The sequence below is a fragment of the Klebsiella sp. GW_Kp182 genome (assembly GCF_040062275.1).
Classification (GTDB): Bacteria; Pseudomonadota; Gammaproteobacteria; order Enterobacterales; family Enterobacteriaceae; genus Klebsiella; species Klebsiella michiganensis.
The window spans coordinates 21825-48771 of record NZ_JBEAFQ010000077.1 but is presented as its reverse complement, the minus strand read 5'-3'; the positions used below and the strand labels follow the sequence as shown (position 1 = coordinate 48771).

28 protein-coding genes, 1 other RNA gene and 1 pseudogene are annotated in these 26947 nt (G+C 51.4%); 10 read left to right on the top strand and 20 right to left on the bottom strand.

Annotated elements, in window-relative coordinates:
• The 7 genes and pseudogenes from ABLU88_RS28165 to ABLU88_RS28135 form a co-directional block, all read left to right on the top strand.
• Positions 1-856: FKBP-type peptidyl-prolyl cis-trans isomerase N-terminal domain-containing protein (locus ABLU88_RS28165; protein ID WP_348838813.1), on the top strand; the 856-nt coding region annotated here is incomplete at its 5' end.
• Positions 857-1697: 841 nt separating this feature from the next.
• A pseudogene (locus ABLU88_RS28160) lies at positions 1698-1784 on the top strand (type VI secretion system contractile sheath small subunit); the annotation flags it as partial.
• Positions 1785-1901: 117 nt separating this feature from the next.
• Positions 1902-3476 carry a type VI secretion system protein TssA gene (tssA, locus tag ABLU88_RS28155; protein ID WP_348838811.1) on the top strand — a complete coding sequence of 525 codons (1575 nt, stop codon included), beginning with the start codon at positions 1902-1904 and terminating at the stop codon, positions 3474-3476.
• 102 nt (positions 3477-3578) lie between these two features.
• Entirely contained in the window at positions 3579-4058 is a 480-nt protein-coding gene (locus ABLU88_RS28150; RefSeq protein ID WP_049083325.1) for a hypothetical protein, read from the top strand.
• A gap of 1121 nt (positions 4059-5179) precedes the next feature.
• Entirely contained in the window at positions 5180-7570 is a 2391-nt protein-coding gene (locus ABLU88_RS28145) for an ABC-three component system protein (protein WP_045357309.1), read from the top strand.
• Positions 7563-8108: a hypothetical protein gene (locus ABLU88_RS28140; protein WP_045357307.1), complete on the top strand. Its 546-nt coding sequence runs from the start codon at positions 7563-7565 to the stop codon at positions 8106-8108. The genes ABLU88_RS28145 and ABLU88_RS28140 overlap by 8 nt, the downstream gene beginning before the upstream one ends.
• Complete coding sequence (locus ABLU88_RS28135) at positions 8101-10842, top strand: AAA family ATPase (RefSeq protein WP_233445166.1); 2742 nt, start codon at positions 8101-8103, stop codon at positions 10840-10842. The genes ABLU88_RS28140 and ABLU88_RS28135 overlap by 8 nt, the downstream gene beginning before the upstream one ends.
• 412 nt (positions 10843-11254) lie before the next feature.
• Here ABLU88_RS28135 and ABLU88_RS28130 read toward each other — a convergent pair whose 3' ends face one another.
• The 14 genes from ABLU88_RS28130 to ABLU88_RS28065 all read right to left on the bottom strand — a co-directional run bounded on the left by ABLU88_RS28130 (position 11255) and on the right by ABLU88_RS28065 (position 19421).
• Complete coding sequence (locus ABLU88_RS28130) at positions 11255-11629, bottom strand: TA system toxin CbtA family protein (protein WP_045357304.1); 375 nt, start codon at positions 11627-11629, stop codon at positions 11255-11257.
• Between the two features lie 49 nt (positions 11630-11678).
• Entirely contained in the window at positions 11679-12038 is a 360-nt protein-coding gene (locus ABLU88_RS28125) for a type IV toxin-antitoxin system YeeU family antitoxin (RefSeq protein WP_045357303.1), read from the bottom strand.
• Positions 12039-12060: 22 nt separating this feature from the next.
• On the bottom strand, positions 12061-12282 hold the full coding sequence (locus tag ABLU88_RS28120) for a DUF987 domain-containing protein (RefSeq protein ID WP_004114632.1): 222 nt from the start codon (positions 12280-12282) through the stop codon (positions 12061-12063).
• Between the two features lie 13 nt (positions 12283-12295).
• Positions 12296-12778 (bottom strand): DNA repair protein RadC, encoded by a 483-nt coding sequence (radC, locus tag ABLU88_RS28115; protein WP_045357297.1) that lies wholly within the window; start codon positions 12776-12778, stop codon positions 12296-12298.
• Positions 12775-13008: a hypothetical protein gene (locus ABLU88_RS28110; protein WP_115698589.1), complete on the bottom strand. Its 234-nt coding sequence runs from the start codon at positions 13006-13008 to the stop codon at positions 12775-12777. Before ABLU88_RS28110 ends, radC begins: the two co-directional genes overlap by 4 nt.
• Before the next feature lie 10 nt (positions 13009-13018).
• Positions 13019-13498: an antirestriction protein gene (locus tag ABLU88_RS28105; protein ID WP_045357294.1), complete on the bottom strand. Its 480-nt coding sequence runs from the start codon at positions 13496-13498 to the stop codon at positions 13019-13021.
• 78 nt (positions 13499-13576) lie between these two features.
• Positions 13577-14398, bottom strand: a complete 822-nt coding sequence (locus tag ABLU88_RS28100) for a DUF932 domain-containing protein (RefSeq protein WP_115698588.1) — start codon at positions 14396-14398, stop codon at positions 13577-13579.
• Positions 14399-14508: 110 nt separating this feature from the next.
• Positions 14509-14721 carry a hypothetical protein gene (locus tag ABLU88_RS28095; protein ID WP_045357291.1) on the bottom strand — a complete coding sequence of 71 codons (213 nt, stop codon included), beginning with the start codon at positions 14719-14721 and terminating at the stop codon, positions 14509-14511.
• Between the two features lie 80 nt (positions 14722-14801).
• A complete protein-coding gene (locus ABLU88_RS28090; RefSeq protein WP_045357288.1) occupies positions 14802-15161 on the bottom strand; it encodes a hypothetical protein in 360 nt (119 codons plus the stop codon).
• A 54-nt stretch (positions 15162-15215) separates the two neighbouring features.
• Entirely contained in the window at positions 15216-15626 is a 411-nt protein-coding gene (locus tag ABLU88_RS28085) for a hypothetical protein (RefSeq protein ID WP_115698594.1), read from the bottom strand.
• Between the two features lie 107 nt (positions 15627-15733).
• Complete coding sequence (locus ABLU88_RS28080) at positions 15734-16411, bottom strand: WYL domain-containing protein (RefSeq protein WP_045357285.1); 678 nt, start codon at positions 16409-16411, stop codon at positions 15734-15736.
• Between the two features lie 59 nt (positions 16412-16470).
• On the bottom strand, positions 16471-17199 hold the full coding sequence (locus ABLU88_RS28075) for a DUF3944 domain-containing protein (RefSeq protein WP_040198486.1): 729 nt from the start codon (positions 17197-17199) through the stop codon (positions 16471-16473).
• Positions 17200-17805: 606 nt separating this feature from the next.
• Positions 17806-19020 (bottom strand): hypothetical protein, encoded by a 1215-nt coding sequence (locus ABLU88_RS28070; RefSeq protein ID WP_224226473.1) that lies wholly within the window; start codon positions 19018-19020, stop codon positions 17806-17808.
• Between the two features lie 167 nt (positions 19021-19187).
• A complete protein-coding gene (locus tag ABLU88_RS28065) occupies positions 19188-19421 on the bottom strand; it encodes an AlpA family phage regulatory protein (protein WP_040198485.1) in 234 nt (77 codons plus the stop codon).
• A 125-nt stretch (positions 19422-19546) separates the two neighbouring features.
• Here ABLU88_RS28065 and ABLU88_RS28060 point away from each other — a divergent pair, with 125 nt between their 5' ends.
• Complete coding sequence (locus ABLU88_RS28060; protein WP_045357277.1) at positions 19547-20263, top strand: hypothetical protein; 717 nt, start codon at positions 19547-19549, stop codon at positions 20261-20263.
• 165 nt (positions 20264-20428) lie between these two features.
• Here the strand turns inward: ABLU88_RS28060 and ABLU88_RS28055 are convergent, their stop codons facing one another.
• From ABLU88_RS28055 to smpB, 3 genes are all read right to left on the bottom strand, one after another.
• A complete protein-coding gene (locus ABLU88_RS28055) occupies positions 20429-21670 on the bottom strand; it encodes an integrase (protein ID WP_045357274.1) in 1242 nt (413 codons plus the stop codon).
• A gap of 204 nt (positions 21671-21874) precedes the next feature.
• Positions 21875-22238, bottom strand: a transfer-messenger RNA (tmRNA) gene (gene ssrA, locus ABLU88_RS28050).
• Between the two features lie 144 nt (positions 22239-22382).
• A complete protein-coding gene (gene smpB / locus ABLU88_RS28045; RefSeq protein ID WP_004104655.1) occupies positions 22383-22865 on the bottom strand; it encodes an SsrA-binding protein SmpB in 483 nt (160 codons plus the stop codon).
• Positions 22866-23014: 149 nt separating this feature from the next.
• Between smpB and ABLU88_RS28040 the strand changes: the two genes are divergently transcribed.
• Positions 23015-23452 (top strand): type II toxin-antitoxin system RatA family toxin, encoded by a 438-nt coding sequence (locus tag ABLU88_RS28040; protein ID WP_004123817.1) that lies wholly within the window; start codon positions 23015-23017, stop codon positions 23450-23452.
• Positions 23442-23732, top strand: a complete 291-nt coding sequence (locus tag ABLU88_RS28035) for an RnfH family protein (protein ID WP_025107350.1) — start codon at positions 23442-23444, stop codon at positions 23730-23732. The genes ABLU88_RS28040 and ABLU88_RS28035 overlap by 11 nt, the downstream gene beginning before the upstream one ends.
• Before the next feature lie 66 nt (positions 23733-23798).
• On the opposite strand, the gene bamE is transcribed toward ABLU88_RS28035, so the two are convergent.
• From bamE to nadK, 3 genes are all read right to left on the bottom strand, one after another.
• Positions 23799-24140 (bottom strand): outer membrane protein assembly factor BamE, encoded by a 342-nt coding sequence (gene bamE / locus ABLU88_RS28030; protein ID WP_004123807.1) that lies wholly within the window; start codon positions 24138-24140, stop codon positions 23799-23801.
• A gap of 147 nt (positions 24141-24287) precedes the next feature.
• Complete coding sequence (gene recN, locus ABLU88_RS28025) at positions 24288-25949, bottom strand: DNA repair protein RecN (RefSeq protein WP_148851929.1); 1662 nt, start codon at positions 25947-25949, stop codon at positions 24288-24290.
• Positions 25950-26035: 86 nt separating this feature from the next.
• Positions 26036-26914, bottom strand: a complete 879-nt coding sequence (gene nadK, locus ABLU88_RS28020) for an NAD(+) kinase (protein ID WP_004123797.1) — start codon at positions 26912-26914, stop codon at positions 26036-26038.
• Between the last annotated feature and the right edge of the window lie 33 nt (positions 26915-26947).

Genomic DNA, 26947 nt, shown 5'->3' with positions numbered 1-26947 from the left:
GAACGCCGAGCTGGCCGCTGCCGCCGAAGCGGCGCAGAAAAAGCAGGATGAGACCACCCGTGCGCTGTCGGCGCAGATTGCCGCGCTGAACAAGCAGCGCGCGGAAAGAGAAGGCCAGCAGAAAACCGCGCTTGATGCGCTGACCAAAAAGAACGCCGAGCTGGCCGCCGCCGCCGCAACCGCGCAGAAAGAATATGATGTTTCAGTCGCTGCTTTAAACGATAAAAATAAAAAATTACAGTCTACGCTCGATAGCCTGGCTATCAAGCAAAGTGATTTAAGCCTTGCGGATAAAAGTCATAAAAATGCCTATGCGCTCGGCGTTTTCTACCTTACCCAGGCGCTATCCGATGTGAATAAAATGGCCGACAATAATGTCAAGCTGGCGCCTTCAGCGTTGGTTTCCGGGTTTAACGACGCTTATAATAAAAAACTCAAAATTAAAGAAAATGAAATAGAAAGTATCGTTAACATGCTTAACGAACAACTATCGTCTAAGTACGTCGATATTGAAAAAAGAATCATGGCTAAAATCAAAAACAAGAAATATGAGATTTTGCCTAATGGTGTCTATTTTGTGGTTGATAAAAAAGGAAAGGAGTCGTACAAGTCGAATGAGACTTTGTCTATGAATATCCTTGAGAAGAAGCTTGATGGTACGCCGATACTCAATACGATGAATTCAAAGATGGTTTACGATAAGCAAATCGATCCGCTAATGGCCAAAGTACTATCATCCGGATTAAAAGGCGGAACGGTCACGCTATATGGACAGGCCGGCTCGCTGTATAGCAGCACGCCAGCGGACCTGAACCCGGATACCTTAATCTCCATTACCTTCGAACTCATTCCCTGAGCGATCGATAGCGGCTCCCCGCCGACTTGCGTATCCGCAAAGCCATCGCCCGCATACCAGGGGGGGGGCAGTCAGATGTCCGGGACGGACATCATGGCTGCAACTATCGCCTGGCGGGCAGAATATTGCCCATCGCGCTTTCAACCGATCGCTTCCGGCAGCAGCCAATCCAGCTGCATGAGGTTTGACTCAAAGGCGGTGACGCCCGAGGCCTCCCCCGGCGTAATGCGCCGCTTCGTCATACGGGGCGAGGTGTGAAAAGCAGCATATTACCATTCTCAACGAGTATGAAGACGTAACTGCGATCCTGTCCCTTTCCCAATGAATCCCGAATTGATATCTGCCAGATATTATTTGTGAATTTTATATTAATCTTGCCAGTCATTAATTATAACCATATTAATACCCAGAGCTGGGCGGCTTACAGCCTGTAAACCATAAAAAAATAATTTATTTCACACTTCGCCATTCGCGATTTTTTCAGTGTCAGGAGTGATCTTTATTTCCGCTGCACATTGATTTGCATCAATCAACTCTGTCTATTCAGATATGAATTTAATTCATATTCCTCTGCCAGGTATACACTCAGCCTTTATTGTAAGCAAAAGGTTGTTATTACATACCGGCTTTGTTTGTCTGATGCGTTTCATTTTTACATTTGCCTTAAGATGTCTGAGGAAAGTCTTATAATGGACTTTGGGGCCGGCAGGTTGATATTTTTTGGCGCTTTGCTCTACTATATCCTGGTCATCACACGCCGTTATCTTTAACACATTATTCCTCACGGGAAGGGACCCCTATGGCTGATACGTTCCAGAATGAGGTGCCCAGGGCACGCATTTTCAGAAAAGAGTTCGAAAAAATCCTGAAAGACCCGGCGCTGACGCAGGAATTACGCGACGAAATCAGCGCGCTGGCCCCGAAATAAACGGCGTGCGTTATTTAATGGATTAACCGGGAATATGCTGGACGCGCAGGTGGCTGATTCCGTGGCCCGAATGGCGCTGGCAGCCGGCCCCGCGCTGACCGGAGAGGAGATGTACTGATGGCCAATGTTTATACTCTGATTTCAGTCTGTCAGGCCGCTGCTGATGCGCTGGCGGTACAAACGCAACAACGTCTGCTGTTGTGGAATAACTGGCTGCAGCCGCTGTCAGCCGATAAACCCGCGGGGGACGATCCCGGCTACGATGATGATTTCCAGCAGATGCGCGAAGAGGTGAACAAGATCACCGGTGCGGATAGCGATCTGATTTGTAGGTTGGCCGAAAAACTGCTCACCACCGTGACCAAAGATATTCGCGTTGCCTCATATTACGCGTGGGCGCGGCTGCACCGGGATGGCGAAAGCGGTCTGGCGGACGGACTGGAACTGCTGGCCGGGCTGATGCAGGGTTTTGGCGAGCAGCTGCACCCGCTGCGGGAGCGCAGCCGAAGGGCCGCATTTGACTGGCTCGCCGGACAGCGGATGCTTGACAGCCTGTCGCTGTACCCCGAGGCCGGCAGTACTGATGCCTTGCGTATCAGCGGCGCATTATTGCTGATGGAGCAGGCGCAGGAGGGGACTGTCCCCGATGCGCTGTGCGGCGTCCTCGAGACCCGTCTGTTGAAGTCGGGCGGGCCGGATGCCGTCGTGCCGCAGAATGTCAGCGATGTTTCGCCCTCTCAGGCAAACAACTATACGCCGGCGCTGAGCCCTATCACCTCCGGCCAGGAACTGCTGACGCAGGCGCGTATCCTGGCGAAATATCTCGGTGACCAGCCGGAGGGCTGGCTGGCCGCTCACCATCTGATGAAAAGCATCCGCCACGACACGCTATATCAGCTGCCGCCGCTATCAGCAGAAGGCAGAACCCGTATTGAACCGCCGAAGCCGGACCAGCGGGCATTGCTGAAGCGGTTGTATCTCCAGCAGAGTTGGACAGAACTGCTGGAACAGGCTGACGGGATGTTTTCTCGTGGCGCGAATCATCTGTGGCTGGACCTGCAGTGGTATATCCACCAGGCTCTGCTGAAGGCAGGGCGGGAAGCGGAAGCCGCTATTATTCAGAACGACCTGAAAGGGCTGCTGTCCCGGCTGACGGGGCTGGAAGGACTGGCATTTAACGACGGCACGCCGTTTGCCGATGAGGTCACGCTGAACTGGATACAACAGCAGGTGCTGGAGAACGCCGCAGGCTGGCGGGATGATACTGCCGCCAGCGCCGCTACCGCATCCGGCGATGACGATATTCTGCTGCTGGAGCCGGAGGCCCTCGCGGTTGCCGACAGCGACGGCCCGGAGGCGGCGCTGGCCTGGCTGCAGAACCGCCCGGGTATCACCAGCGTGCGCAGCCGCTGGCTGCTGCGCCTGCTGATGGCGCGTATTGCCGAGCAGACCGGCAAAAATGAGCTGGCGCAACACCTGCTGGCGGAACTGGGCGCGGATGCTGCCGGAATTCCGCTGGCACAATGGGAGACAGGTCTGCTGTTCGAAGTCAAAGCCCGCCACCTCAGGCTGCTACGCCTGAAGGCCGGGCGCAGTGAAACCGACAAAAACCGCCAGCAGTCTGCTATGGACCGCCTGCTTGCCGAGCTGATTGCCATCGATCCCGCCCGTGCCGCAGTGCTGTGCGCTTAATCTGTTTACGAAAAATAAGGTGGCGGGAGCGGCGATGAAAAAAAAGAGAATGCCGCTCAGCGCATATCTCACAACGTATTAAAAGTTAACGGGGGCGATAACGTGTCGGCCAGAGAACGTTTTTTTAAGAAAGTGCAGCAGAACTCCGATAGCACACCGCCCGGCAATAAATCCGCTGAGGCGGAAATTCAGGCATTCCGCCGCCGGATGGATGCGCTGGTGCAGCAAATCAGCCAGTGGTTTGCGGGGTCCGGCATTGAGGTCATTCTATCAACAAAGCATATTCATGATCTGAGCACGATCGGCTATAGCCTGAACAGCGGTATATGCCGTTATGACATCACCACAATCCGGCTACAGAACGGCGATCGTCACGTCAGCATAGTACCTGAACAGCTCTGTCGAGGTGTGGAAACGGGCTGCATGACAATGCGGGTTAATGCTCCTGGAATCACTCAGCTGTTTTACCTGAGCATGGCGCCGGAAACGGGCTGGTTTATCCGCCGCGAACATCAGAGCGAAAAAGAGAATGCCATCATGACGGAAGAGCTCTTTTTCCATGCCGTTGATTGCCTTGCCTGAATAGTCGCAGCGGTTTCTCATATTGTGCAGGCAACCGTTGCCTGACCCATTACAGATATTCGGGCTGTCTGCTCTGAAGGCTTCATGCTTGTGCTTTCAGCCGCAATGAGCCTCTTAATGAGTTTTACCATTTTAGGACCCGCGTTTTTTGGCTCTTTCTCCTGGAGCCCAAAAAGGCACCACAAGGCTGCGGTCCTCAGTCATTCCCGCCAGACCGATATAGACACAAAAAAGCCCGCAGGGCTTGCGCCGTGCGGGCTCTTAGGACTTCATCGGATGACTCTGGTAATCACCGATGGAGAATTTTGGTGGGCTGGCGGAATCTGAATTGGTTTTTTAATCCATTGAATTTACTTTGGTAACTACTAGTTCAACTTTTTGCTGGTGCCTATTTGGGTGCCTAAAAGTTTTTCTCCCTTTGATGAGAAAAATGAGACGAGATAGTGACTGTGCGTGATGATATCTAGTTGAGTCGTCACACTGAAAAACAGACTTGACCTGCTCACCGTTGTGTAACAGACCACAACTTAAGTTGACCCTCAACTGTTGTGACAACGACTGTGATTTCCTCTCCTCGATAAGAGCGGACCAGCCAACCCCAACTCTAGCCGCTATGTGCCAAAAGTAGACATTGATAACATTGGGATATGTTAATTGATAGGGAGCAGGCCAATAGCGATTTCTGATGACTTATTCCCTTGTGGGCTGGATTCGTGAGCCGTTCTCGCCAGCCTTATTTGCCTGGAGGGAGAGGCTGGAAGATCAGGCGCGTCGCCCGGGCCCTCACAGGTTTGAACCTGAATGCGCTCCAACGTATTGATTTAACATTGGGCAACTGCGAATCCCGCAAGGATCTGCCAGCCACGCGCCTGAAATTCCTGAAACTAACGCTTAAGTACATTCCCCTCTGATTCAGCAGGCCGCAGCAAGTGTTTTTTTGAATCCGGATCTCATCCATTCGGGATAGCCCTGCCAGGCATCAAAACATGGCGTGCGGTAAATACCTGTTACTGATGGCGATGAAATTCTTAGCATCTCAGGTTTTGCGCCCGACTCAATTGGGAGTAAAGTGTCTTAAAATGATACAAAAAATATTGACTACCTTGTCTGAGGGATGGTGAATGGACGCCTGTATTCGCATTTACAGCGCTGAAGACGATGTTCGGGAGAGAGCGCTGGCTCACGACAACGCTCGGGATATTTATGCTCATGACTGCGGACAGTTGCCTTTTGGCACGCTTGACCCCAGAGCATTCGAATTAATCGTCCGGGATTTATTTGATGAGAAAAAGGTTGAGGCGACCTGGGACTGGTATGACACGGCCTTTCGGATAAATGATGGATCCGATAACGGCATCGACGTTCAACTGATGAAAGACCGAGTGATTGTGGGCATCGTGCAATGTAAACGTTACAGTTCGAAAGCGTTTACCATGCCAGAAGTTCGCGATGAGTGGATAAAAATCTGCCTTCGCAGTCTGTTGATAAGAGATTTGCTTCCTCCTGACGGTCTGCCATTTCGCTATATTCTCGTAGTTTCTGATAACGTTAATGGCGAAACACAGCAGTATTTCCAGCAAAACCCTACTGCGCTGGCCGATTTTATCGGCCGAAAAACGGATTACCTCAAAGCACTGGTTGCCGTCCGGAACAAATATGCGTTGCTCAGAAAATCCCCGCTACTTAAGGAAAAAACTGGACAGGCATTATATGACATGGTGCATCCGCAGTTTGAGCGACTGAATATTGAGCTTTACACCCGTGAATCGCTCTCGCCACTTGTGCGTGCGTCCGACAACCTCATGGGCATTTATTTTCGCCGTGAAGTGTATTTTTCTCAAAAGAGCGTTCTGGATTTTTTCCGGGAAGTGTATCCGGAGGGCGCTACCGCGTCGGATGTACGCGCAATGCATGCGGAAAACGTTTATACCCATTATGGAAATGAAAACCTGTTATCTGCAGGGCGGTTAAACGCATTTATTTTTCCGGCGGGCGAAAGACTTCCTGTGCGTATGTTGGGGGATTTCCTAAAAGAGAAAATGCCCGAGGTGGCCGGAAACTATCCGATCATGCTGGTCTGCCCCGCGAATGCTTTTGACCCTGCTGACCAGTACTCCATTGATGCGCTTATCAGTGACTGTCAGGGCACCGTTATCTTACAGGCAGGCTGTGGCATCGTGCCCGGTACTGTGCTAAACACCTGGAAAAACGACGGCTGGCTTTGTGCTGACAGCGTGGGTCTTTTCCCGGAAAGGGCTCAGTATCAGGCGGGCTGGTGCTGGGTAAGGTCCGGAGCGGGCGATATTCACCGCTATATTTTACTTGAAACCTGCGACTGCGATGACACGCTGAGATATGCAGGGCGCGCGCTCCGCCTAGCTTTTAATGATGTCAATCTCTGGCCCGTGCTGAACACCGATTATTACATTCCGGCCGGTTCTTCCGGCACGGTACTTGATGACCGTCTATCTCTGAGCATTGCTGATGACGGTCGCCAGCGGCCCAACGTTCTTCTGGTCTCATCATCCTGTGCGCTGACGCAGGAGCGTTTTAATGCACAAATCCGTCGTTTTGAGAACCTGCGTCAGAAGCGTTTTCTGGGGGTCATTCTCTGCCATCAGTCACAGGTAGAGATTACGGATGGCATACGTAATGCCTCCGGCATTTATCCTGCCAGTGCATGTAGTGATCTTTTGCACGCCGATAACGGGCCGATACCAGCCCTGTTAATTCGGGATAAGGGCGTGACCTGTGCAATGTTCTGCCTTCGGCTTAATTCGGCGGGCGATGAATTTATCGCGACATCCTGTTACCTATGGCAATGGCACAAAGGGTGTTTTTACGAGGTAGAGGATGGTATACAACTTGAGCTTCAGCGAGTGCTGCTGGATCCGTTCACCGATCCCCCTCAATGCCTTGTGCAGGAGGGGGTGAATGCATTTCGCCACGCGCTGGTGACCTGTAACCCTCCTTATGCCGGCTATTTTGTTCATTATGCACTGAGCGGGCCTAAGTCCTATGTCTATCCGCAGGTGAACACATTTCTTCAGCAGCGCCGGGGCATGCGTAAAGTGATCAGAGCGCTCAGCTATCTTTCCATGCACCCCAGCGTCAGCTGGAATGGTAATCATGCCGTGACTGGTCATCTTTTATGGAACAGTGAGGGGACAACACCTGAGTCCGTGATGGGATGGTTGCCTGATGAAATGAGTGACACGCAGGTTGATGCCATACTGACCCGATGGATACAGGATGGGGGGCAGCATTGCGATCTGAGCGTGTTTGCTGATGTGGAAGATGACCTGCCTTCATACGGTCGTTCAATTCGACAGGACCTGACCCGTGCCAATATTGCTGAACCCTCGGCGGAGGCGGACTCCTTCGCTGTGCCACGTTCTACGCGTAGAGCTTGGCTTTTCCCTCTTAATCCTCTACTCAGCCGGACGCGAAATGACGATCCGGCTGAGCTTGAGCGCTATCTGAGCAATTTATGGACGGTAAAAAATGGATAGTCTAATTGCTGAATTTGAAACAAAAGCAGCCTTTGCCGGATTCTTCAGGAAAACACTGCCAGCAGAATACCTTGATGGTTTGTCTGAAGGCAGTCTTTACTGGGAATCCGAATATGCATGTATGCTGCTGTGGCCTTTGAACGCGAAACCTGACCAGATGCAAAGAGAATTGATCGTCAGCGAAAGGATTGCGGACGCTATGGCCCGGACTCGTGAAGGCACGGGTAGGGTCATTGATGCAAGCGTGATATATGCGATGCCGTCAGTTCACTGTGTCCCTGACGGCATGATTACAGATATTGAGCAGAATACCCGTCTGGTCAGAAAGCATTTCGTGTGGATGGAAAACGGGGAGTGGAAACGCACCGGTCGTGTCACCATGCTGGGTCTTGCCCCACTGGAGCAGCGGAGGTTATCTACCGAAGATCTGAGAGTTACCAGCAGCACGCAGGCTCTTCTGGCTGAGTTTGAGTCAGGAAATTCTCCGCGAGCTATCGCCCTGAACCATGGACGTCAGTGGGAGAGTGGCGATGTATAATCTTCAGATATTAAACGTGACGATTAGCCGGTTTCGGGGCATACCCGGAGAGGTGACTATTCCGCTTCACACGGGGCTGACCGTTATTTATGCCGCAAATGGTACGGGAAAAAGCACGCTTTGTCAGGCGGTGGAGTGGTTACTGACGGGCACATTACCGGACGTTTCAGAAAGTTCGCTGACCTGTAAGTGGGGGGATGGAGAAACCTTTGTTGCCGCAGACTGCATTATCAGTGGTCAGCAGTACCGGCTAAAGCGCTCGCTGAAGGGACTGGAGAAGTCCGACGGACAGGTCATCACTCAATGCAACGATCTGTCTCTTCTTAAGCTGCTCTCTCCGGAGGAAATTGGTGCGGGCAAAAACCGTCCCCAGTCGGTCCTGACAAAGCAGACCTGGCTTCGCAATAGCCGGTGGCTTTATTCAAATGCTTTATCCCTGCTGGTGGATGAATCGCAAGCCGATCAGCGTTCACAGGTCTTTGCCAACATACTGGGTTACGGACATCTCATACCGCTACAGCAGTCCATCAGCAGTTATCTCCAGTATCTGCCCGGTGTCAGCCAACTGACACAGCGGCTGGACCGTCTCCGGGAAGAGCTCCGCGCCGTCAATGAGGCTGAAAAAGCAAATGAACCTGCGTCAGATGCGGCTGAGCTGATTTCGCAGCTTGCAGTCAGCCTGGATTCCGGGCAGGACAGGTCAAATCATGAAACTTTCCTTCAACGTGCGCAAACGGATATAGCGAAATACAGACGTGAGGCGGAAAATTATGGAGCCATCTGTCTTGATGTGTCAGCCCGGTGGGAAGCCTTTGAGCATGCATCAGGAGAGGAGCAGCAGTTACGCACCCTAATCCTTGAGCATCGCACCGCATGGCAGGATGCCAACCAGAAGCATCAGCGTGCCGGGGAGCAAAAGCTGCGTGACGACGGTCAGGTTCGGGAACTGGAAACGCGACTAAAATGGATAGCTGCGCAAGGCTCTCCGGCGCAGGATTATGCTCAGATAATGCAGCAGGCGGGCGTCAGCGCAAATCTCCGTTTCACAGATATGCAGCTGCTTGAAAACTATTTTGAAAAGGGTATCCCGTCAGGCGCGTTACAGAGCTATCACGAAGAACTGAGTCGCTACCTGGAGGTGGCGCGCAGCGTGTATGTTTCAGGACAGGCTCGTGAGGAATGGCAGTCTCGTATCAGGCGCGTGTCGAGGGATGAGGTGGTTGCTTTACGTGTTAAAGCACAACAGGCAGCGGATGAACTTAAGCGGATGACATCCTCGGTCAGGGCGTTGGATGATCAGACTGCTGAACTGCACGCACTGGGATTGCAGCTTGTCAGTCAGGTACAGGGGAGCTGTTGCCCGCTCTGCACGCATGACTGGGTTAAAAATGAACGTTTATTAACTGCGTTAAGTACTGCCCGCGACAGGCTTTCCCCTGAAGCACAGGCGCTGAATGTGCAGCTTGAGAAAATGCGCAGTGATTATGCGGGCATGGAAGAGACGCTCAGGGAAAAGGAAGGCTTATTGCGTGATGCAGACGCCTTTTCAGCATCCCTTGCCGCAGCGGAGAGCAAGCTCAGTGAGGCATTCAGGGCGCATTGCAATGTTGTCTTTTTTGAGGAGAGCGGAATAACCTCATCGTCACCCGAACAGTTATCTCAGTTTATCGCTCACTTGGACCTGTCAGCACGTTATGCGGCATTCAGGGAGAGGCTACTTGCCGCGGAAGCATTTCTAAAGACGGATACAGACGCAGTGGTCGAATTATCCGTCTACGACCGGTGCCAGTCTATGCAGTCTTCGCTGGCGAAGATGAAGGATGATACTAACATCGCCCTCCGGACGGCGCGGCTGGCGCAGCAGGTATCCGAAATGAGGCTGAAGCAGACTGGGGAAGACGTCTCTAAAAGCCTGCAACAAATAACGGCCACAGAAGAGCAGCTTGTTGCCGTTCTTGCTAAGCTTCAGTTCATCCAGACTCAGTGGAGAAAAATCAGTGATGCAGACCTGACAAAAGCGAATCTGCTCCAGTGTGAAGAGGTGCATGCAGGCATGCAGAACCGCCTGAATCACTTGGAGATGCTATATGCACTGGCTCAGACGGCCGTGGATCGGCACAGGACTATTACTCGCGCGGGAACGCTTCGCACCAGCATTGAGACGCTTGAGCGCAGGCTAGGCGAACACACACGCAGAAAACGGGAAGGTGAGCAGGCCCGTGATGAGCTAGCATCCGAAATCGAACGTCTGACCAGCCTCAGCCTTAAGAATCTCATCGAACCTGCTTCGGAGATGTTTTCACGAATGCATGCCAATGAAGTTTACGACGGACTGAAGGTGGCAAAGGATGGCAAGCTGAGATGGCGGGCTCTGACAGGTGACAAAGCGGATGATGAACTTATTACGCAGGATTATTTCAGTCAGGGGCAGCGGCAGGATCTTGCACTGTCCCTGTATCTTGCCAGAGCAAGGACCCTTGGCGGCACCTTCTTTCTTGATGAGCCTGTCGCTCACCTGGATGATATGAACCGGGTGGCCATGACGGATATTTTCAGGATGCTGACGATGCAGGAGAAGGGCCTTGGGTTAGTGCTGACGACGGCAAGCGACCCGCTGAGGCGCCATTTGAGACAAAAATTCTCGGCCCTCTCAGGCGATCGTGCATTGCTGACCATTATCACCATGAACGGTAACCCTCGTCAGGGCGTCTCCTTTGACATTGAGCAGTATTAACACTGAGCGTAAACGTCTGGCCTGTGAGGTGCAGGGGGAATGACCGGCAGGCGGTCCGGGCGCATTTTCTTGCGCGGATAGCCTTTCGCCATCTGGAACCCTGCGTGAGCAACCTGAGCGATGTCTTTTTCCTCCTGAAGCTGCTCCGCAATATTTATCTGCCTGGTGCCTCAATACTCCGGCAGCCGTTTCGCAGGTACGGCGTTAATCCATGGATATCTCAACGCTTCTGGCAAGATCATGGCAAACTGCGTCAACGGGTAATGAATCCGTTCGCTCTGCGAGGGATACCGCCATCTTAGCGAACATCTGTTTCAACTAATGGAGAACTGATAAAAGCGCCAGTCTTTGTACTAGTACCTGAGGGGCTGATCGCTGACGGTGTTGGCGTCAACGATCAGGGCTAACGTCATTATTTCCCTCCGCTGAATCTGCCACCTGTGATGTCAGTAACGGTTTTATATCCCTTGCGGGTCATCAGCCCGGTAGCCTTCCGGGCTCGGAGCATATCAAGGCTGCCGATAAACGGAGACTGCTCTGTCACGCTGAAGCCGTGACGGTCAGTACGCACCAGGTCGTACTTTTCCACGATAAAATTTACAGCGTCACACAGTGAGATTCCCGCATCAATGTGTTTCTGGATCACACTGTCGTTGCCAAACGGTGTGTCGTTGAGGGTAAGGCCGTAGTGTTGCTTCAGCAGATACTCCAGTATTTTTTGCCAGATTTCGACTGATGACAGACGTGACGATGCCGCCCGTTGAGGGGACAGGGGTTGTATTTGCATGGTTTGCGCTCTTTGTTGGCTGGTTTGACTAAGGAAAAGCGTTTGGGATTTATGCGGTTAGTGCAGATTTCGGATAAATTACGATGTACAGATAGCCACAGGAGCCGAGCGTATCAGCCTCACATATCAGCCCTTTTGCGTGGAGCGTGATGCAGCGCTGAATGTGGGGCGTGAGTTCGCTGCTGGCCAGCATGAGTTCCATCTGCTTCATCAGTACCGGAAATGCCTGGTCCAGATGGCGTAAATCTGCGTCATTAAATGTCCCGGTAATGCTGGCGCGGTCAGCAAGGTAATGCAGGTGGTTACCCTCCTGTACCAGCCGGGCACCCAAACACGGCGTGATGTTGCGTCTGAGGCCCCACCAGGGTTCCGCGATATTATGGTTGATTACACGGGTTGCTTTCTGCATGTAAGTACTCCTTAACGGTGAGTTAATTCAGGGTGACGCTGCGCAGGATCACATACGGACCGTTGCGGTCCTGTCGGCGTTCAGCAAACACGGCCAGCACACCCCGGATATCCTGCACTTCCCTGCCGTGGTAATGGCAGATACTGCCGGACCATTTATATTTCCCGGTACAGAAGCGAAACAGCCGGGACTCAGAATGCTGGCGGTATATCGCCATTGCCTGACGTTTACTGATGATTTTCATCGTTATTCTCTCCCTAAAGCCAGCCACGCTCGGCAAACGAGACGATGTCCATGTCTCCCACGACAAGGTGGTCCAGCAGGCAGATATCCACGAGTCTAAGTGCCTGTTTCAGATGGTCAGTGATAAGTCGGTCAGCATGGCCGGGTTCCGCATAACCTGACGGGTGATTGTGTGAAAGCACGATGGCAGCCGCGTTGTATTTCAGTGCTGCCTTTATCACTTCACGGGGATGTACCTGTGTATGGTTGATGGTGCCGGTAAAGAGCGTTTCATGAGCAATAAGACGATGCTGGTTATCGAGGAAGAGCGCCATGAAGACTTCACGCTCCAGCGTGGTGAGCTGCAGACGGAGCCAGTCGCGGACCACCTGGCTGGAGGTGAATGCCTCGCCGGGTTCGCGTAACTGGCGTTCCAGCAGGGTCAGTGCGCGTCTGATGGTGCGCTGTGCGGCGGGAGATATTCCTCCGCGGTCAGGGGGACACGTGGTGGTATTCATTTGCTTTTCCTGTCTGTTGACGTATCCGGGACGGATGTGTTGTACAGCTTCACGGCAACGACGAACTCGTCGTTCAGGGATTCAAACCATGACCAGATATGGAAGAGAGGGGTACCCTTCGGGAAATGCAGGAAGGGTTCGTCGGTCACAAGGTTACCGTCCTCATCCCTGACCGTTGTTTTCCCCAGCGCATCCCACAGGGCATTCAGGTGAGACAGTTCATACGGCATGGCGGGACGCTCAGTCGATAATGCGCATGATGGCATTACATTCCGGGTGATGCAGTGCATAGTCACGCAGACGCCAGTAATGTTCCGTCATGGCGTCGCATTCTGTGCGGCACGCGTGATGACTGTAAGCGATAAGACAAACTGCAATCCCGGCGGCTTCGGCGCTCATATCTGCGGCGTTGTCATTCCTGGTGTTGAACAGCGACCAGAAGGCATCGCTGTCCGTTTCCGGAGCCATGAAAGCCCCGCCGTTGCTGAGAGTATAAAAATTCCAGATACCGCCGCTGTAGTCAGCGCAGAACCGGTCCATCCACGCAAAGACCTGCGGTTCAAGGGTTATCCACTGCGGGATATTGCCAAAGTGCTGCGGCCAGAATTCCACTCGTTGTTCGTCCGGTACGGGCGTGGCTGTCAGTGCCGGTTCAGAACCATCATCGCCAGCCTGCAGAGGTCGCTGATTGTCATCGTTAATATTAATAATGTCGGTCATGTTAATTTTCCTTATGCATGGAGATGTCGAATGGAGGTCCCGGGCCGGGGATTGATTTCGGTGGCGGGGCACGTGTGATTACCTGCCCAACAGATTCAGCATGTTCTCCGCCATCACCCAGAGCGCGCGGTTTAATTTAACGTCGCCATCAATCCCGTTTACTGCGCGGGTGTGGGTACGTTTACCCTGCGCGGTACGGCCACTTAGCCCGCCTTTCAGCAGGTTTTCCTGAATGCGCTGGTAAGTGGTCCACAGGTCATCGCTCTCGTCCTGCCAGCGGCGGGGTGCAAGGATTTGCGATTCAGTCACTGGCTGGAACTCTTCCCCAAAACGGTATGTCAGCGCCGCTGTAGCCAGTGCATGTTGTGCGGGTGACGGGAGTTGCAGGGCCTGCATGGCGTCACGTTTTTCTTCCACCCGGTCAAAGACGCTGAGAACCTCATAGGCCCCCTCAATCACCTTCCCGACAACATCGCCCCTGTGTGGCACGCGGATCTCGCCAAACGACTGTCCGCAGACGAGAGAATTGGTGCAGACACTCCGGAATATTCCCGGCAGCAACTGAAAACTCGATGCGCCATCGTGAGAATTCAGAATGATGATTTCCGGCACCTGCTGGCCGTTTATCTGACCGGCACGACGCAGGCGCAGCATATGCTTTGTATGTTCCCGTCGGCTCTGGTCGCGCACTCGTGACTGACAGGCAAAGAATGGCTGGAACCCTTCGCGTTTAAGGTTCTCCAGCAGGGTGATTGTGGGTATGTAGGTGTACTTTTCGCTTCTGGAGTCGTGCTTGTCTTCCCCGAAGACGCTGGGGACATGCTGCATCAGTTCTTCGCGGGTTAAGGGACGGTCGCGGCGAATCTGGTTCACCCGGCCAAAACGGCTGGCTAATCGCATAGTTGATTCCTCATCTGATTAATCTGAAGGCATAAAAGCAAAAGTCCCTGCTCCGTGAGGAGGCAGGGGCTGGATGTGTTGTTCTCAATGAACGGATCGGTCGGGCGGGACTACAGCGTATCCAGAATCTTCAGTATCTGCGCCATCAGGGCGGTGATAAGTGCAGTGACCAGCAACGTGACCGCTTCCCGGGCTGTATCAATACTGCTGTCATCGTATCCTGCCTGACGCAGGCGAATTTCAATAAACTGCCGGGCCTGATGGCCGCCGCACCAGGTCAGTGCCTGGGCCAGGGCCATCACCAGCATTTTCAGAAAGGTCATAGGGTTTGCTCCGGACTGCCTGGCGGCAGCCCTCTGGTGGAGTGAAGATTTATTTGAGGAAGCTGATACAGGAAAGTGGCTCAGTGGTAGGTGTAACGCCATCCCCCCTTGTCAGTGGTGACGACGACTTCTGAAGCAACGCAGTTATTATAAAAATTTACTTTGACGGACTCCCCGTAGCGCAAGGAGGCGGGCAGAATAGTTTCCTTATTGCTGGAATATAGGTACTTCTGGTTATCAATACGACAGTTACCCCGGTTCACATCTATCTTTTCAACTTTGATACTATCATCCAGCGAGGTGACCACGACCGTAACATAGCGTGTTCCGGCAGGGTGGACCTGGTTACTGGTCTCCACTTTGATGGTCGGCGCTGGCTCTGCCAGCGTATGAGCTGAGAGTGCAAGCAGTGCGGGTACCAGCATGTATTTAAATTTCATAATCTGTTCCTTTTAAAAATAACGTAATCAACAGGCGTTAAATTCAGATGCAGGCTACAGTGCATCTTTACCCACGCAGCCGTGGGTTCCGAATGCCGGTAGTACCTTAGCCGCCCCGGCCAGCGTGAATGTGGCAGTCTTAACACCGTCTCCGGTTACTGAGACCTGTTTACCATTACGTAACTGAGCCCAGGCCAGTGCCAGGTTATTACCGCCCACGCGACTGCCAGATTCGCTGATATCGATGGGGGTTCCACCGTCGATACTGACCTGAAGGCTTTTATCTTCATCCATACTGACCTGATGCCCGCTGGCGTCAGTAAATATGACCGTGGCCGGTTGCGAGCCATAATCCTCGCAACTCAGAGACAGTTGTGACTGACCTTTTCCTTTGATAACAAACTCTGATACACCCTGTCCCCAACCCCGGGTCCAGGTCCCCTGACTGCCAGATGCCAGCGCCATAACCGGCAGCAGACTGCCAGCCAATACCAGGATGCTGAGTGATACATTTTTCAAGACGAACTCCTTCTGTTAGTAAAACTGCGGTGCTGACGAATGAACATGCGGGTTCATTCCCGGATGAGCCTGCTGATGTACTGAAAATGCGGCAGGGCCTGAATAAATCGCGGGTCTTCAAAAATTCGCCGGATATGATTGTTTCTGGTGAAGCCCCCGATGGTCATAACCACATCGGTGATGGCTGAAAGGGTAAATACCTGAATCCGCTCGCCAGTTATTGCCGTCAGGTACCACTCGCCTTCCAGACAGATAAGCCGGTAAGGGGCAACGGCGGACTGATGGTGTCCGTGGTGCAGAAAATGAATGCGGCGACTGCTGATGATGGCTTGGATAATGACCTGAAAACCGCCAAACAACGCCGGAGCCTGACGGGGTGGCGTATTCCAGATAATGCAGGGGGAGTCTTGGCCGCTGTCGAGCAAGACCGACAACAATTTAGGGTCAAGTGCCGGAAAGTAATGTGCCACCTGGGTTATCTGGGCAAAGCGGATAATGTCGCAGTTAGTGCGAAAGGGGCCCCGTGCATCCCGCAGGCGAAAATTACCCCCGGAATATTGCGTGTCGATATAGCGCAGGCGTTCACGCAGGTCGCGCTGCACGGTACGCTCAGAGACGCCAAACTCCTGAGCAAGTTGCCTGACACTGAGCGTTTCTCCCATAAAGAGGCGGCTGACCAGTATGGCGAGACGGCTTGCCAGGCGGTCATAGCGTTGTTTCTGTTCAGACATGAGGGATGCTTCCTGCGCAAATAGCAGCCCTGTCGGGCTGGTGGTTAAGTAAAAAGATGTTAACGGGAAAGGTGCTGCTGTCTCAGCCAGGACACGATGATGCATGCGGGTATCGTGACCCGATAAGCCGGACCGGTGATGTCGGAAATCATCCACGCTGAACTCAGGGCGATGGCAAGAGGACCAGCCAGAACGGAAAGAGCACGTGAAGCGACCACAACAGTTCCCCAAGTGGCAATGCCGCCCAGGGAGGTGATGACACTAGCAGACAACATCGTTGCCAGCTCGAGCGCAGCCAGCGAGGAAGTCCGGATGGCGGCCTGAACGGCGATAAGAATGAGTTGTGGCGTGGGGTTTGTCAGATCCAGATGCATATTGTGGGAGAAAGCAGCCAGCTCTTCTGGTGACATCTGATCCAAGCTTTTTTCCAGAACCTTCATCAACAGAGCAAGCTCAATGGTTTCGGTAGTACTTTTCTGGTTGTAATTCACATCAAGCTTGTCACAGACATCAACGAGAATTTCCCGATAGGTCACGCCTTGCCCCAGCCGGACCAGACTCGCCAGGGTATTCGCGCCGTAACGCTGAAGCTCAGCGGCTATCAGTTGCCAGTAGCGGCGATGGTCTGGTGCCAGCAGACGAAACTCCGGGGTTCCGGTAAGACTCTCTGTCCAACGAGTGTCGCCGTCTCGTGGGTCAGTGGTCAGGATGGAAATCAGCAATTGCAGTTCTTCATTGCTGCATTGGCCCAGCAGATTCAAATCAGGGTCATTACGGTAGACAGCCATTATCTATCCTCAGTCAGTGTGATGTGAGGTCACACTGTAAAAGGGGCTATTGCACGGACGTGTCGTCAGAAATGGTTAATATATGCTCTATGGAAAGATATACGGACAGGGTGTGGCTGGAAAAATATGGGAGGAACCAAACAGCTATAACGATTTTTATCGTGCCTGAGTGTTATCAATATAACGATAATGGCTAGTGAGTTTGTTTTTTTTTGCTGCTTTAGGGTGATTATATATTTCCCAAATATTAATGAGCTTACATTTGTTTCTTTTGCTGCGTGTTGTTTCGTAGTATTAGGTAATCGATGCCTTCCACTTTGATGGCTAACGACAATTTTAATTTTAGTACTATAGTTTATTTATGGAGAAGTGATTGAAGTATAAAAGAGAGGTCTTGCTGAGTAAGGCTTCAGGAAGGTATCCGTTTGGAACGTAATAGGAAAGGTGGCAAAGTGTATGATGATGCCACCTTTCTAATATGTTAAATCTGACCTCTTTGTGTTAACAATAGGCCGGTTTTGTCCATTTTTCAGTTGAAAGAAAGCCGGATTTAGCTGACTTTAGCTGTCCCAGGTAAGGTGCCAGATGCTAGTACGCAACTTACCATTAGAAGTGATGTGGTATGATTAAAACCCCATGTTTGTCCAAAGGCGGCACTGTGAAAAATGAATTGTAAAATAAAATACATGACTCCTGATTGTGTAAGTCTATTTGGAAATAACGGGATACATACCGTTCCAGAATGTTTTGATAATAATCATGGTTTAATTTTTCTTTATTCCTAGCTCGTTCAATTATGTCTTCGTGCAGACTTGAAAATACCTCAATTAAGTCATCCTTATCCCCATTTAACATGGCATGAAAAGCAGCAGCAGCAAATAACTCATTTGCAGGACCTGCAGACAGCCAGTGACTGCTTTCAATAGAATTAATGGACTCCCTCAAACGCCAGAGACCCAAGCGCATTGCCTGATCGTTTAAAAGTTTCAGTAATGGTGGATAAGCATAAATGTCCGTACCAAACAGCCTGCGTGGTACACTCAGATCTGCAAAGGTCACATGTTTTACAGAGGCTAGCGCTTCCTGTATTTCATCCTGACCATATTGCATCGTGAGCGCCTTTAATAACGTCGATTTTACAGGCAGGGGAGAACCTGCCGCTTTTATGCCGCTGAACGTTCCTCGGGTTTTGCTCACGGGAATAGTGTCCTTCATCATTCTGTTAATCAACGCAGGGGCAATAATGATGTTATCCGCTGTATTGGCCCCCCCTTTGGAATTCGGATATATGTGACATAACTCCAGCTCCAGCCAGGGTATCAGGCGTTTAATAACCTGCCCCTGTGAATCAATAACCCTTTGCCCATTTAGAGTATTGTAAGCTTTCTGGTAGTCTGCTTTGCGCTGGTACAACCGGATGAGATCAGCAATGTCATCAGGGCTGGTGATACTTCCCAGCCCGAGGGGATTATTCTTTAGCTTGGACTCCACGTTGATCCAGTAAGAATGTTTTACCAGACTGACAATGGCATCGTCATCTATGAGCCTTCTATCTTTATTACGATGCCCAATACAACAATACCGTTGATTGCGAGTACCAGACAGGCTAATACCACAGGGCGGGTACTGACACGTCAGATTCCACCTTTGCGCTCTTTTAGCTGCATTAGAAAGCTTACCCTGATAATGTACAGAACATAAGCGGAATTTACGCTCATCAGGTAATTCACCAATTGAGAGCGTACAGTTATTTCTTTTACAAATAGCCATAATAAGACTCTTATCACAGTTAATCATGTTGCATGATAAATAAATAGCCACTCATTAATCATGATCATAATTGATGGTATTTTTTAATATATCGTTAGTAATTAAGATGTTTATGTCTCAAATGAATCTGAAATATACTAGTGGTTTAATAATAAATTAATTGTTAGTGCTCTTTTTATCACGTGGCATTGCTAAGTGGGCAGCAGATAATGCTGCATTTATGGTTGTTCGGCAATAGTAGTTGATGATGCCAGATGACGTTTCAGCAACCACTCATCCAGTTCAGACTCAAGCCAGCCGACAGATTGCATGCCTAGGCGACGTTGTTTAGGGAATGTGGCGTCATATCGTGGTGACTTGGGGTTAATCCAGTCGTAGATGGTAGAACGGGCTACGCCTATCTTGTTGACAACACTAGACATACGCAGGATTTTAATGTGTTGAGTGTTCATACCGATTTGTTCCTTGTTGGCCCTGTATGGATGGGGCTAACTTTACCGAGAGGGCAAAATGGGATCCAGATATGTACCAAAAGTAAAAAAAAACTGTGGAATGTGACGTTTTAAGAGAGGTTGGGATGACAGACGATAGTGTTCTGGATGGCATTTTTGATTCAGTAAAGAGCGAAGCTGAGCGTTTTATATCGTGCTACAGCGGTAGTGATGATGTCAGTAGTTACAATGAACTCCGTGACCGGTGCGAGAGTAAAGCAAAAGAAAAAATTAATAAATTCAAGGAGGAAGGCTGCCACATCCTGGATGATGATTTTGAATGCATGCTTTACGATGCTAATTTTTCTGCACAATGGAATGGAAAGTTTGGAACGTATCTTGCCATTGCATTCTTCTTTTACCACTGGGGGCAGTATTGTTATTCCTCTGGGCACCGGCGTGAAGGATTGCTATTTATGGCAAGAGCAGCTGGTTGTGGTGGAGTTTGGCAGGGGGCTGGGCTATACGCTGACCGTGTAGAGACTGCTGAATTGGCGTTAAAGAAAAAGCAAGATCATGGAAAGAAGGGAGGAGAGGCTACTGGCTTGGCTTTAGCACCCGCACGGGATGAGTTGAAGCGGTTGCTTAAAATAAACTGCCCGGCAGAAGGATGGAAAACTAAAACTGCAGCAATCGGTGCCGTTGTAGATCAACTTGAGGTTTTTGTTAAAAAACACAAAATAAATTTGAAAACCGATAATCTTGATAATGCCATATTAACATGGTGTAAGAGATATGATGATTTACGAGACGTATTGGAGAGTTCTTTAAAAAAGAACATGAAAAATAACCGCGTGGATTGATTTTACCCATATGGACATTGGCATTGTGGTGAAGGAGTACATTTAAACAGCCGAAACCGGTAAGTATCCACCTATAAGCAACTCGCTTTTAAAGATGGAATCAATGCCGCCTTCACAGAAGGCGGCATTTTAACTAAACTATAACTTAACATCATCGTATGTTTTCTACCCAACGAGCCGCATTCCTTTTATCCCCACCTCAATGATAGTTCCGCGATCTGCAGCCATCACGAAGTCAGCCCACCATTGCATCATAGGTCGCCGCTGTTCCAGATAATCGCTGCGATTATAAGCGCGACGAACCTCATTCTTATCTACGTGGGCCAGTGCAGCTTCAATAACATCAGGCGGAAAGCCTTGCTCGTTGAGGGCTGTACTGGCAATAGATCTAAGACCGTGTGAAACGAGCACCCCACCAAAACCTGCGCGTTTCAGCGATGCGTTAACTGTCTGGCTGTTCATCGGCTGGTTTGGCTTGATGCGGCTAGGAAAGATAAATTCTCGATTTCCACTCAACGGCTTCATCATCTCCAGTATTGCAATTGCTTCATCTGACAATGGAACAGTATGGTCGCGGTTCATTTTCATGCGTGCTGCAGGAATCTTCCACTCCCGCGCTTCTATGTCTACTTCTTCCCAGCGAGCTTCAGCCGCTTCGGCAGGGCGGGTAATAGTAAGAAGTTGCCACATGAACAGGCTGCGTGTGGAAAGGCTAATGCTGGCTGTTCGCATTGTCTGCATCAGTTGAGGTAGCTGATCCGGTCGAATACTGGGCATGTTCTTTTTCTGAGGCTTCTCGAAGGCTTTACCGATATTAACGCTGGGAACAGCATCAATCAGCCCTGTGTTTTGTGCATAGATCATGACCTCATTAATGCGTTGGCACAGGCGACGAACGGTTTCCAGTGCTCCTCTGGCCTGAACCGGTTGGACGGCCTGAACCAGCGTGTGAGCTTTAATATCTGTAACGCTAACGTCGCCAATTGCAGGAAAGACATCTCTTTCAAGAGAGCGCCAGATATCGTCGGCATAGTCCTCGGTTACGCTGGCTTTCTTCACATTCCACCATCGTTCAGCTACGAGCTGGAAAGTATTGGTTTTGGCTTCCAGCGAACTGCGAAGTTGTTCTTGCTGATGCTCCTGAGGATCGATTTGTTTTGCCAGGAGAGAGCGGGATTCTGCTCGATAGCTTCGAGCATCTGCAAGCGTAACTGCCGGGTAGGGGCCTATGCTCTTCTTCGCACGCTTCTTGGTGACAGGGCGAATGTAGCGAAATTGCCAGATTTTACTTCCGCTGGATTTGATCAGTAGCTCAAGGCCATCGCCATCATAGAGCACATAGTCCGCGTCCTTGGGTTTGGCAGATTCGATTTCCTTAACGGAGAGAGGTTTGGTTTGTCTTGCCATTGCCGGGTTTCCATAGTTTTAGGCACCTCAAAAACAATAAAGCTTTATGAGGTGCCTAACAAGGTGCCTAAAAGGTTCGGATTTAATTAGTTGGCTTCAGACTTCGCGGGACAAATTGAGGGCACAAAAAAGCCCGCAGGGCTTGCGCCGTGCGGGCTCTTAGGACTTCATCGGATGACTCTGGTAATCACCGATGGAGAATTTTGGTGGAGCTGGCGGGAGTTGAACCCGCGTCCGAAATTCCTACATCCTCGGTACTACATGCTTAGTCTGTCTTTACATTCGCCTGGCACCTGCGGACGGACACGCCACTACCAGACTAGCCTGATTAGTTTTAACGCTTCAACCCCAGGCAGGGCTTCCACGCGATCTCTTTTGGGTTTGACCTCTCTTTGATCCCCGTCTTAAGAGCGGAAGCTAGGGAGAGAGGGCTCAGAGCAGGTTATTAAGCTGCTAAAGCGTAGTTTTCGTCGTTTGCGACTATTTTTTTGCGGCTTTTTACGAGGCCAACCGCCCCTCGGCATGCACCTTGGGTTTCGCAAATCCCGTCGAATCCAGAATCAGCCCCAATGTGTACGGTGAGTATAACAGATTTATGAATGTGCTTACCAGTCCTCGTTTTGAGGATTATGGCGTCAGGTTGGGTGAAAAATCAGCATCAACAACGATATAGCATCAGGGCCAGCAAAACTGACCCTGACAGGAAGGGGAATTAACGACCGGCGTGTTTCATAATTCGGGCTTTATCTACCGCCCACTCGCGGTCTTTGATATCGGTACGCTTGTCGTGCTGTTTCTTACCTTTCGCTACGCCGATTTTGACTTTGCACCAGGCATTCTTCCAGTACAGAGAAAGAGCAACCACGGTGTAACCTTCGCGGTTGATGCGCCCGTACAGGGTATCCAGTTCGCGCTGGTTGAGCAGAAGCTTACGGGTACGCGTCGGGTCGCAAACGTAATGAGTGGAAGCAACGGCCATTGGCGTAAAGTTGGCGCCAAACAGATAGGCTTCGCCATCTTTTAAAATGACATAGCTATCGCCAATGTTGGCTTTACCTGCGCGGAGAGATTTTACTTCCCATCCCTGCAGGGCAAGACCAGCCTCGTATTCATCTTCGATAAAGTATTCATGACGAGCGCGTTTATTCAGCGCAATGGTGGCTGATCCAGGTTTGTGGGCTTTTTTCTTAGTCATAGTATCCTGAAGTCATCGTCTTAAAACAGTCGTACCTCAATCTTCCCGCGAGGCGTAATGGGCTATCTTAGCACGAGTTGCGGTACAGCGTTTTTTTTAGCAGCAGATAAATGATATTATTTACACCGTGTTTATATGTGGAACCTGCTATGCCTCAGATTAGCCGTACCGCCCTGGTGCCGTTCAGTGCGGAACAGATGTACCAACTGGTAAATGATGTGAAGTCCTACCCTGATTTTCTGCCGGGCTGCACCGGTAGCCGGGTTCTGGAGCTCGGTCCGACGCAAATGACCGCGGCGGTTGACGTCTCCAAAGCGGGTATCAGCAAGACCTTCACAACGCGAAATACGCTGACCAGTAACCAAAGTATTCTGATGAGTCTGGTCGATGGTCCGTTCAAAAAGCTGATTGGCGGCTGGAAGTTTATTCCCTTAAGCCCGGAAGCGTGCAAAATTGAGTTCCATCTCGATTTTGAATTCACTAATAAGCTGATTGAAATGGCCTTTGGTCGCATTTTCAAAGAGCTGGCCATGAATATGGTGCAGGCGTTCACGACCCGCGCTAAAGAGGTCTACAGTGTCGGCTAAAATCGTGGTTGAAGTGGCCTACGCATTGCCGGAAAAGCAGTATCTGCAAAGCGTTAAGCTGGAGGAGGGCGCGACGGTCGAGCAGGCGATCGTGGCCAGCGGCCTTCTGGCGCTGCGTGATGATATCGATCTGACGAAGAACAAAGTGGGGATTTATAGCCGCCCGGCTAAGCTTCACGATCGGGTCCACGATGGCGATCGGGTAGAAATCTATCGGCCGCTGATTGCTGACCCAAAAGAGCTGCGTCGCCAGCGGGCAGAGAAAAGCGCCGGAAAGTAACCGTTTCGCACGAAGATGCAGATATAAAAAAAGCGCTCATTGAGCGCTTTTTGCGTATTGATAGCTTTACTCCGCCGTCAGGGCAGGTTTGTTATCAATGTTGGTCAGCACACCGCTGCTGTTGAAGGTCAGGGTAAGCGTCTGCTGGGTAACTTTCTCATGCCCAGGCTGCTGACGGAAAACGTAGAACCAGGTATTGGTGCCAAACGGATCCGACATCATCGGGGTACCAAGAGCATAGGCAACCTGTTGTTGCGTCATGCCGACGCGGATTTTTGCTACATCGGTTGGTGCCAGATAGTTACCTTGGTTGATGTCAGGACGGTAAACCACTCGTTCCAGAGTGGAACAGCCTGCGGTCAACATAAGAAGAACCGCTGCGGCAGCAGTCAGCATTTTACAGCGCATAGTGATTTGATTCCTTTTTGGGCCCGAGCAGTACGTGGCTCATCTGTAATATGCCGATGATAATAGACCTTTGCCCGGTTGGGAACCTTCGGCTGCAGGTCTGTCGGCAATTTGCTGTTCACTATGACTCTGTGAAAATCAAAAAGTTTACGCGGCGAGCAACTCTTTCGCGTTTGCCAGGGTGTTACGAGTGACTTCACTACCGCCCAGCAGTCGGGCCAGTTCCTGCAAACGAGCGCGTTTATCCAGAGGGTGCATATGCGTCTCGGTCATTTCACCGTCGGTTTCCTTGCAGACGAAGAAATGGTGATGTCCGCAACCGGCAACCTGCGGTAAGTGGGTAACGCACATCACCTGGGTTGATTCACCCAATTGACGCAGCAGCTTACCGACGACCGCCGCCGTAGGGCCGCTGATGCCGACGTCCACTTCATCGAAAATCAGCGCCGGAGTTTCCATCTTACGCGCGGTGATGACCTGAATCGCCAGCGCAATACGAGACAGCTCGCCGCCGGAGGCAACTTTAGCAATCGGCTGCAGCGGTTGACCCGGGTTAGTGGTGACGCGGAATTCGATATGGTCTGCGCCTTCAGCCGTAAGATGGCGCTCATCAAACGCGACATCAATGGAGAACACCCCATGCGGCATCGAAAGTGAGTGCATACTCTCCGTAATGAGCTGAGTCAGCTCATCGGCGCTATTTTGGCGTAAGGCATGCAGCTGTTTCGCTGTATCCAGCGCCAGCTGATGATGCTCCACAACCCTCTGGCTGAGTGATTCCAGAGAACCCGCGCTATCATCCAGCATACGCTGTTCTTCCAGCAGTGACTGGTAAAGGTCAGGAAGCTCTTCGGGCGTAATTTGATGCTTCCGCGCGAGGGCAATTTGCCGGGAGATACGCTGTTCCAGCTCAAACAGGCGGTTCGGATCGAGATCGAGGCGGTCATGATAATGGCGCAGTTCGTCCGTGGCTTCGCTAAGCTGAATAGACGCTTCTTCGAGCATATCGAGTACTCCGGAGAGCTTACTGTCCATACCAACCAGCTCACTGACCAGCTGCTTCGCGGCGTAGAGTTGGCTTTGCAGGTTGGATTCTTCGCCGTCTGCCAGCACCGTCAGCGCATGCTGGCAGGTGGTCAGCAACTGACCGCTGTTAGCAAGGCGTTTGTACTCTTCATCAATTTGCTCAAATTCGCCCGACAGCGGGTTGAACTCGTTTAGCTCTTTTAACTGATATTGCAGCAGGTCCGCACGCGCTGCGCGCTCCTGGCTTTGCTGCTGATGCTGCGCCAGATCGCGACAGCTTTTATGCCACTGACGATAGCGCTCTGCCATAAGCTGAGTAAGCGCATACTCACCGGTATAGCCATCAAGCAGCGTTTTCTGGTGTTCGGGTTTAGTCAGTAACTGGTGGGCATGTTGGCCGTGGATCTGGATTAGCAGCTGACCGAGCTCACGAAGCTGGGATAAAGGGACTGCCGTACCGTTAATAAACCCGCGAGAACGGCCGTCTGCGCTGATGACGCGACGAAGTAAACACTCACGCCCGCTTTCAAGCTGGTTCTGTTCCAGCCAGCGCTGCGCGGCAGGCGTGTCCTTCAGGGAGAAACGGGCGCACAAATCAGCCCGGCTGGCGCCTCTGCGCACCATGTCGGCTTCCGCCCGACCACCGAGGCACAGCCCCAGCGCGTCGATAGCGATCGATTTACCGGCGCCGGTCTCGCCGGTAATGGCGGTCATCCCACTGTGAAAATCGATTTCCAGCTCACGAACGATAGCAAAATTACTGATAGTGAGTTGTGCCAACATAGCTGCCTTCCTGTATGAAAAACCATTACTGTGTTTTCGTACAGTATAATATGGTTTTTTATCCAGTAAAGGGGCTGGCTATAAAATCAGAACAATTTTTTCGACCAGCCAAGCTTGGTGCTTAATGTATTGAAATAGCTGTAATCTTTTGGATGAATGAGATTGAGGTGATAGTCACAGCGGCGGATCAGCACATCTTCACCATCCTGAATCGGCAGCGCTATCTGGCTATCGCAGCTAATCTCGAGGTCGCTACAGCGTTGAGAAAAGCGCAGGCGAATCGTGCTGTCACCGTTGATCACCAGCGGGCGTGCCGACAGCGTATGCGGAAACATGGGGACCAGAGTGATAGCATCCAGCGAAGGCGTGAGGATCGGCCCGCCGGCGGAGAGGGAATAAGCCGTGGAGCCGGTTGGCGTGGAGATAATCAGGCCATCGGAGCGCTGAGAGAAAGCAAACACCTCATCAATGTAGACTTCAAACTCGATCATATGCGCCACTTTGCCAGGGTGCAGGACGACTTCGTTAATCGCCGTGCTGATGCGCTTCTGGCAATCCTGCTGACATACCTGCGCTTCCAGCAGGAAGCGTTTTTCGGCGATATAGTGGCCTTCGAGTACATCGGCGAGCTGCTGTAGCGCGTTATCCGGGTCGAGGTCGGTCAGAAAACCGAGGTTACCGCGGTTAATCCCAATAACGTTAATGTCGTAGCGGGCCAGCGTCCGCGCTGCGCCGAGCATATTGCCATCACCGCCCACCACGACGGCCAGGTCTGCCTGCTGGCCGATTTCCGCCAGCGTCCCGGTCTTCACATTGCTGAGCTGCAGTTCATGAGCAATTTGCTGCTCAACCAGCACTTCATAACCTTTGCCGGACAGCCAGCGCCAGAGCATTTCATGTGTGGTCAGCGCGGTTGGGTGACGAGGGTGTCCCACAATGCCTATACACTTGAAGTGGTTCTTCATGATCTGGATGTCCTTGCGTTAAATGAATAGTGA

Excerpts from the sequence above, each read along its gene's own strand:
- tssA (WP_348838811.1), top strand. The coding sequence starts at position 1,902 with ATGGCCAATGTTTATACTCTGATTTCAGTCTGTCAGGCCGCTGCTGAT.
- ABLU88_RS28145 (WP_045357309.1), top strand. The coding sequence starts at position 5,180 with ATGGACGCCTGTATTCGCATTTACAGCGCTGAAGACGATGTTCGGGAG.
- ABLU88_RS28140 (WP_045357307.1), top strand. The coding sequence starts at position 7,563 with ATGGATAGTCTAATTGCTGAATTTGAAACAAAAGCAGCCTTTGCCGGA.
- ABLU88_RS28135 (WP_233445166.1), top strand. The coding sequence starts at position 8,101 with ATGTATAATCTTCAGATATTAAACGTGACGATTAGCCGGTTTCGGGGC.
- ABLU88_RS28130 (WP_045357304.1), bottom strand. The coding sequence starts at position 11,629 with ATGCAAATACAACCCCTGTCCCCTCAACGGGCGGCATCGTCACGTCTG.
- ABLU88_RS28125 (WP_045357303.1), bottom strand. The coding sequence starts at position 12,038 with ATGCAGAAAGCAACCCGTGTAATCAACCATAATATCGCGGAACCCTGG.
- ABLU88_RS28120 (WP_004114632.1), bottom strand. The coding sequence starts at position 12,282 with ATGAAAATCATCAGTAAACGTCAGGCAATGGCGATATACCGCCAGCAT.
- radC (WP_045357297.1), bottom strand. The coding sequence starts at position 12,778 with ATGAATACCACCACGTGTCCCCCTGACCGCGGAGGAATATCTCCCGCC.
- ABLU88_RS28110 (WP_115698589.1), bottom strand. The coding sequence starts at position 13,008 with ATGCCGTATGAACTGTCTCACCTGAATGCCCTGTGGGATGCGCTGGGG.
- ABLU88_RS28105 (WP_045357294.1), bottom strand. The coding sequence starts at position 13,498 with ATGACCGACATTATTAATATTAACGATGACAATCAGCGACCTCTGCAG.
- ABLU88_RS28100 (WP_115698588.1), bottom strand. The coding sequence starts at position 14,398 with ATGCGATTAGCCAGCCGTTTTGGCCGGGTGAACCAGATTCGCCGCGAC.
- ABLU88_RS28095 (WP_045357291.1), bottom strand. The coding sequence starts at position 14,721 with ATGACCTTTCTGAAAATGCTGGTGATGGCCCTGGCCCAGGCACTGACC.
- ABLU88_RS28090 (WP_045357288.1), bottom strand. The coding sequence starts at position 15,161 with ATGAAATTTAAATACATGCTGGTACCCGCACTGCTTGCACTCTCAGCT.
- ABLU88_RS28085 (WP_115698594.1), bottom strand. The coding sequence starts at position 15,626 with ATGGCGCTGGCATCTGGCAGTCAGGGGACCTGGACCCGGGGTTGGGGA.
- ABLU88_RS28080 (WP_045357285.1), bottom strand. The coding sequence starts at position 16,411 with ATGTCTGAACAGAAACAACGCTATGACCGCCTGGCAAGCCGTCTCGCC.
- ABLU88_RS28075 (WP_040198486.1), bottom strand. The coding sequence starts at position 17,199 with ATGGCTGTCTACCGTAATGACCCTGATTTGAATCTGCTGGGCCAATGC.
- ABLU88_RS28065 (WP_040198485.1), bottom strand. The coding sequence starts at position 19,421 with ATGAACACTCAACACATTAAAATCCTGCGTATGTCTAGTGTTGTCAAC.
- ABLU88_RS28060 (WP_045357277.1), top strand. The coding sequence starts at position 19,547 with ATGACAGACGATAGTGTTCTGGATGGCATTTTTGATTCAGTAAAGAGC.
- ABLU88_RS28055 (WP_045357274.1), bottom strand. The coding sequence starts at position 21,670 with ATGGCAAGACAAACCAAACCTCTCTCCGTTAAGGAAATCGAATCTGCC.
- smpB (WP_004104655.1), bottom strand. The coding sequence starts at position 22,865 with ATGACTAAGAAAAAAGCCCACAAACCTGGATCAGCCACCATTGCGCTG.
- ABLU88_RS28040 (WP_004123817.1), top strand. The coding sequence starts at position 23,015 with ATGCCTCAGATTAGCCGTACCGCCCTGGTGCCGTTCAGTGCGGAACAG.
- bamE (WP_004123807.1), bottom strand. The coding sequence starts at position 24,140 with ATGCGCTGTAAAATGCTGACTGCTGCCGCAGCGGTTCTTCTTATGTTG.
- recN (WP_148851929.1), bottom strand. The coding sequence starts at position 25,949 with ATGTTGGCACAACTCACTATCAGTAATTTTGCTATCGTTCGTGAGCTG.
- nadK (WP_004123797.1), bottom strand. The coding sequence starts at position 26,914 with ATGAAGAACCACTTCAAGTGTATAGGCATTGTGGGACACCCTCGTCAC.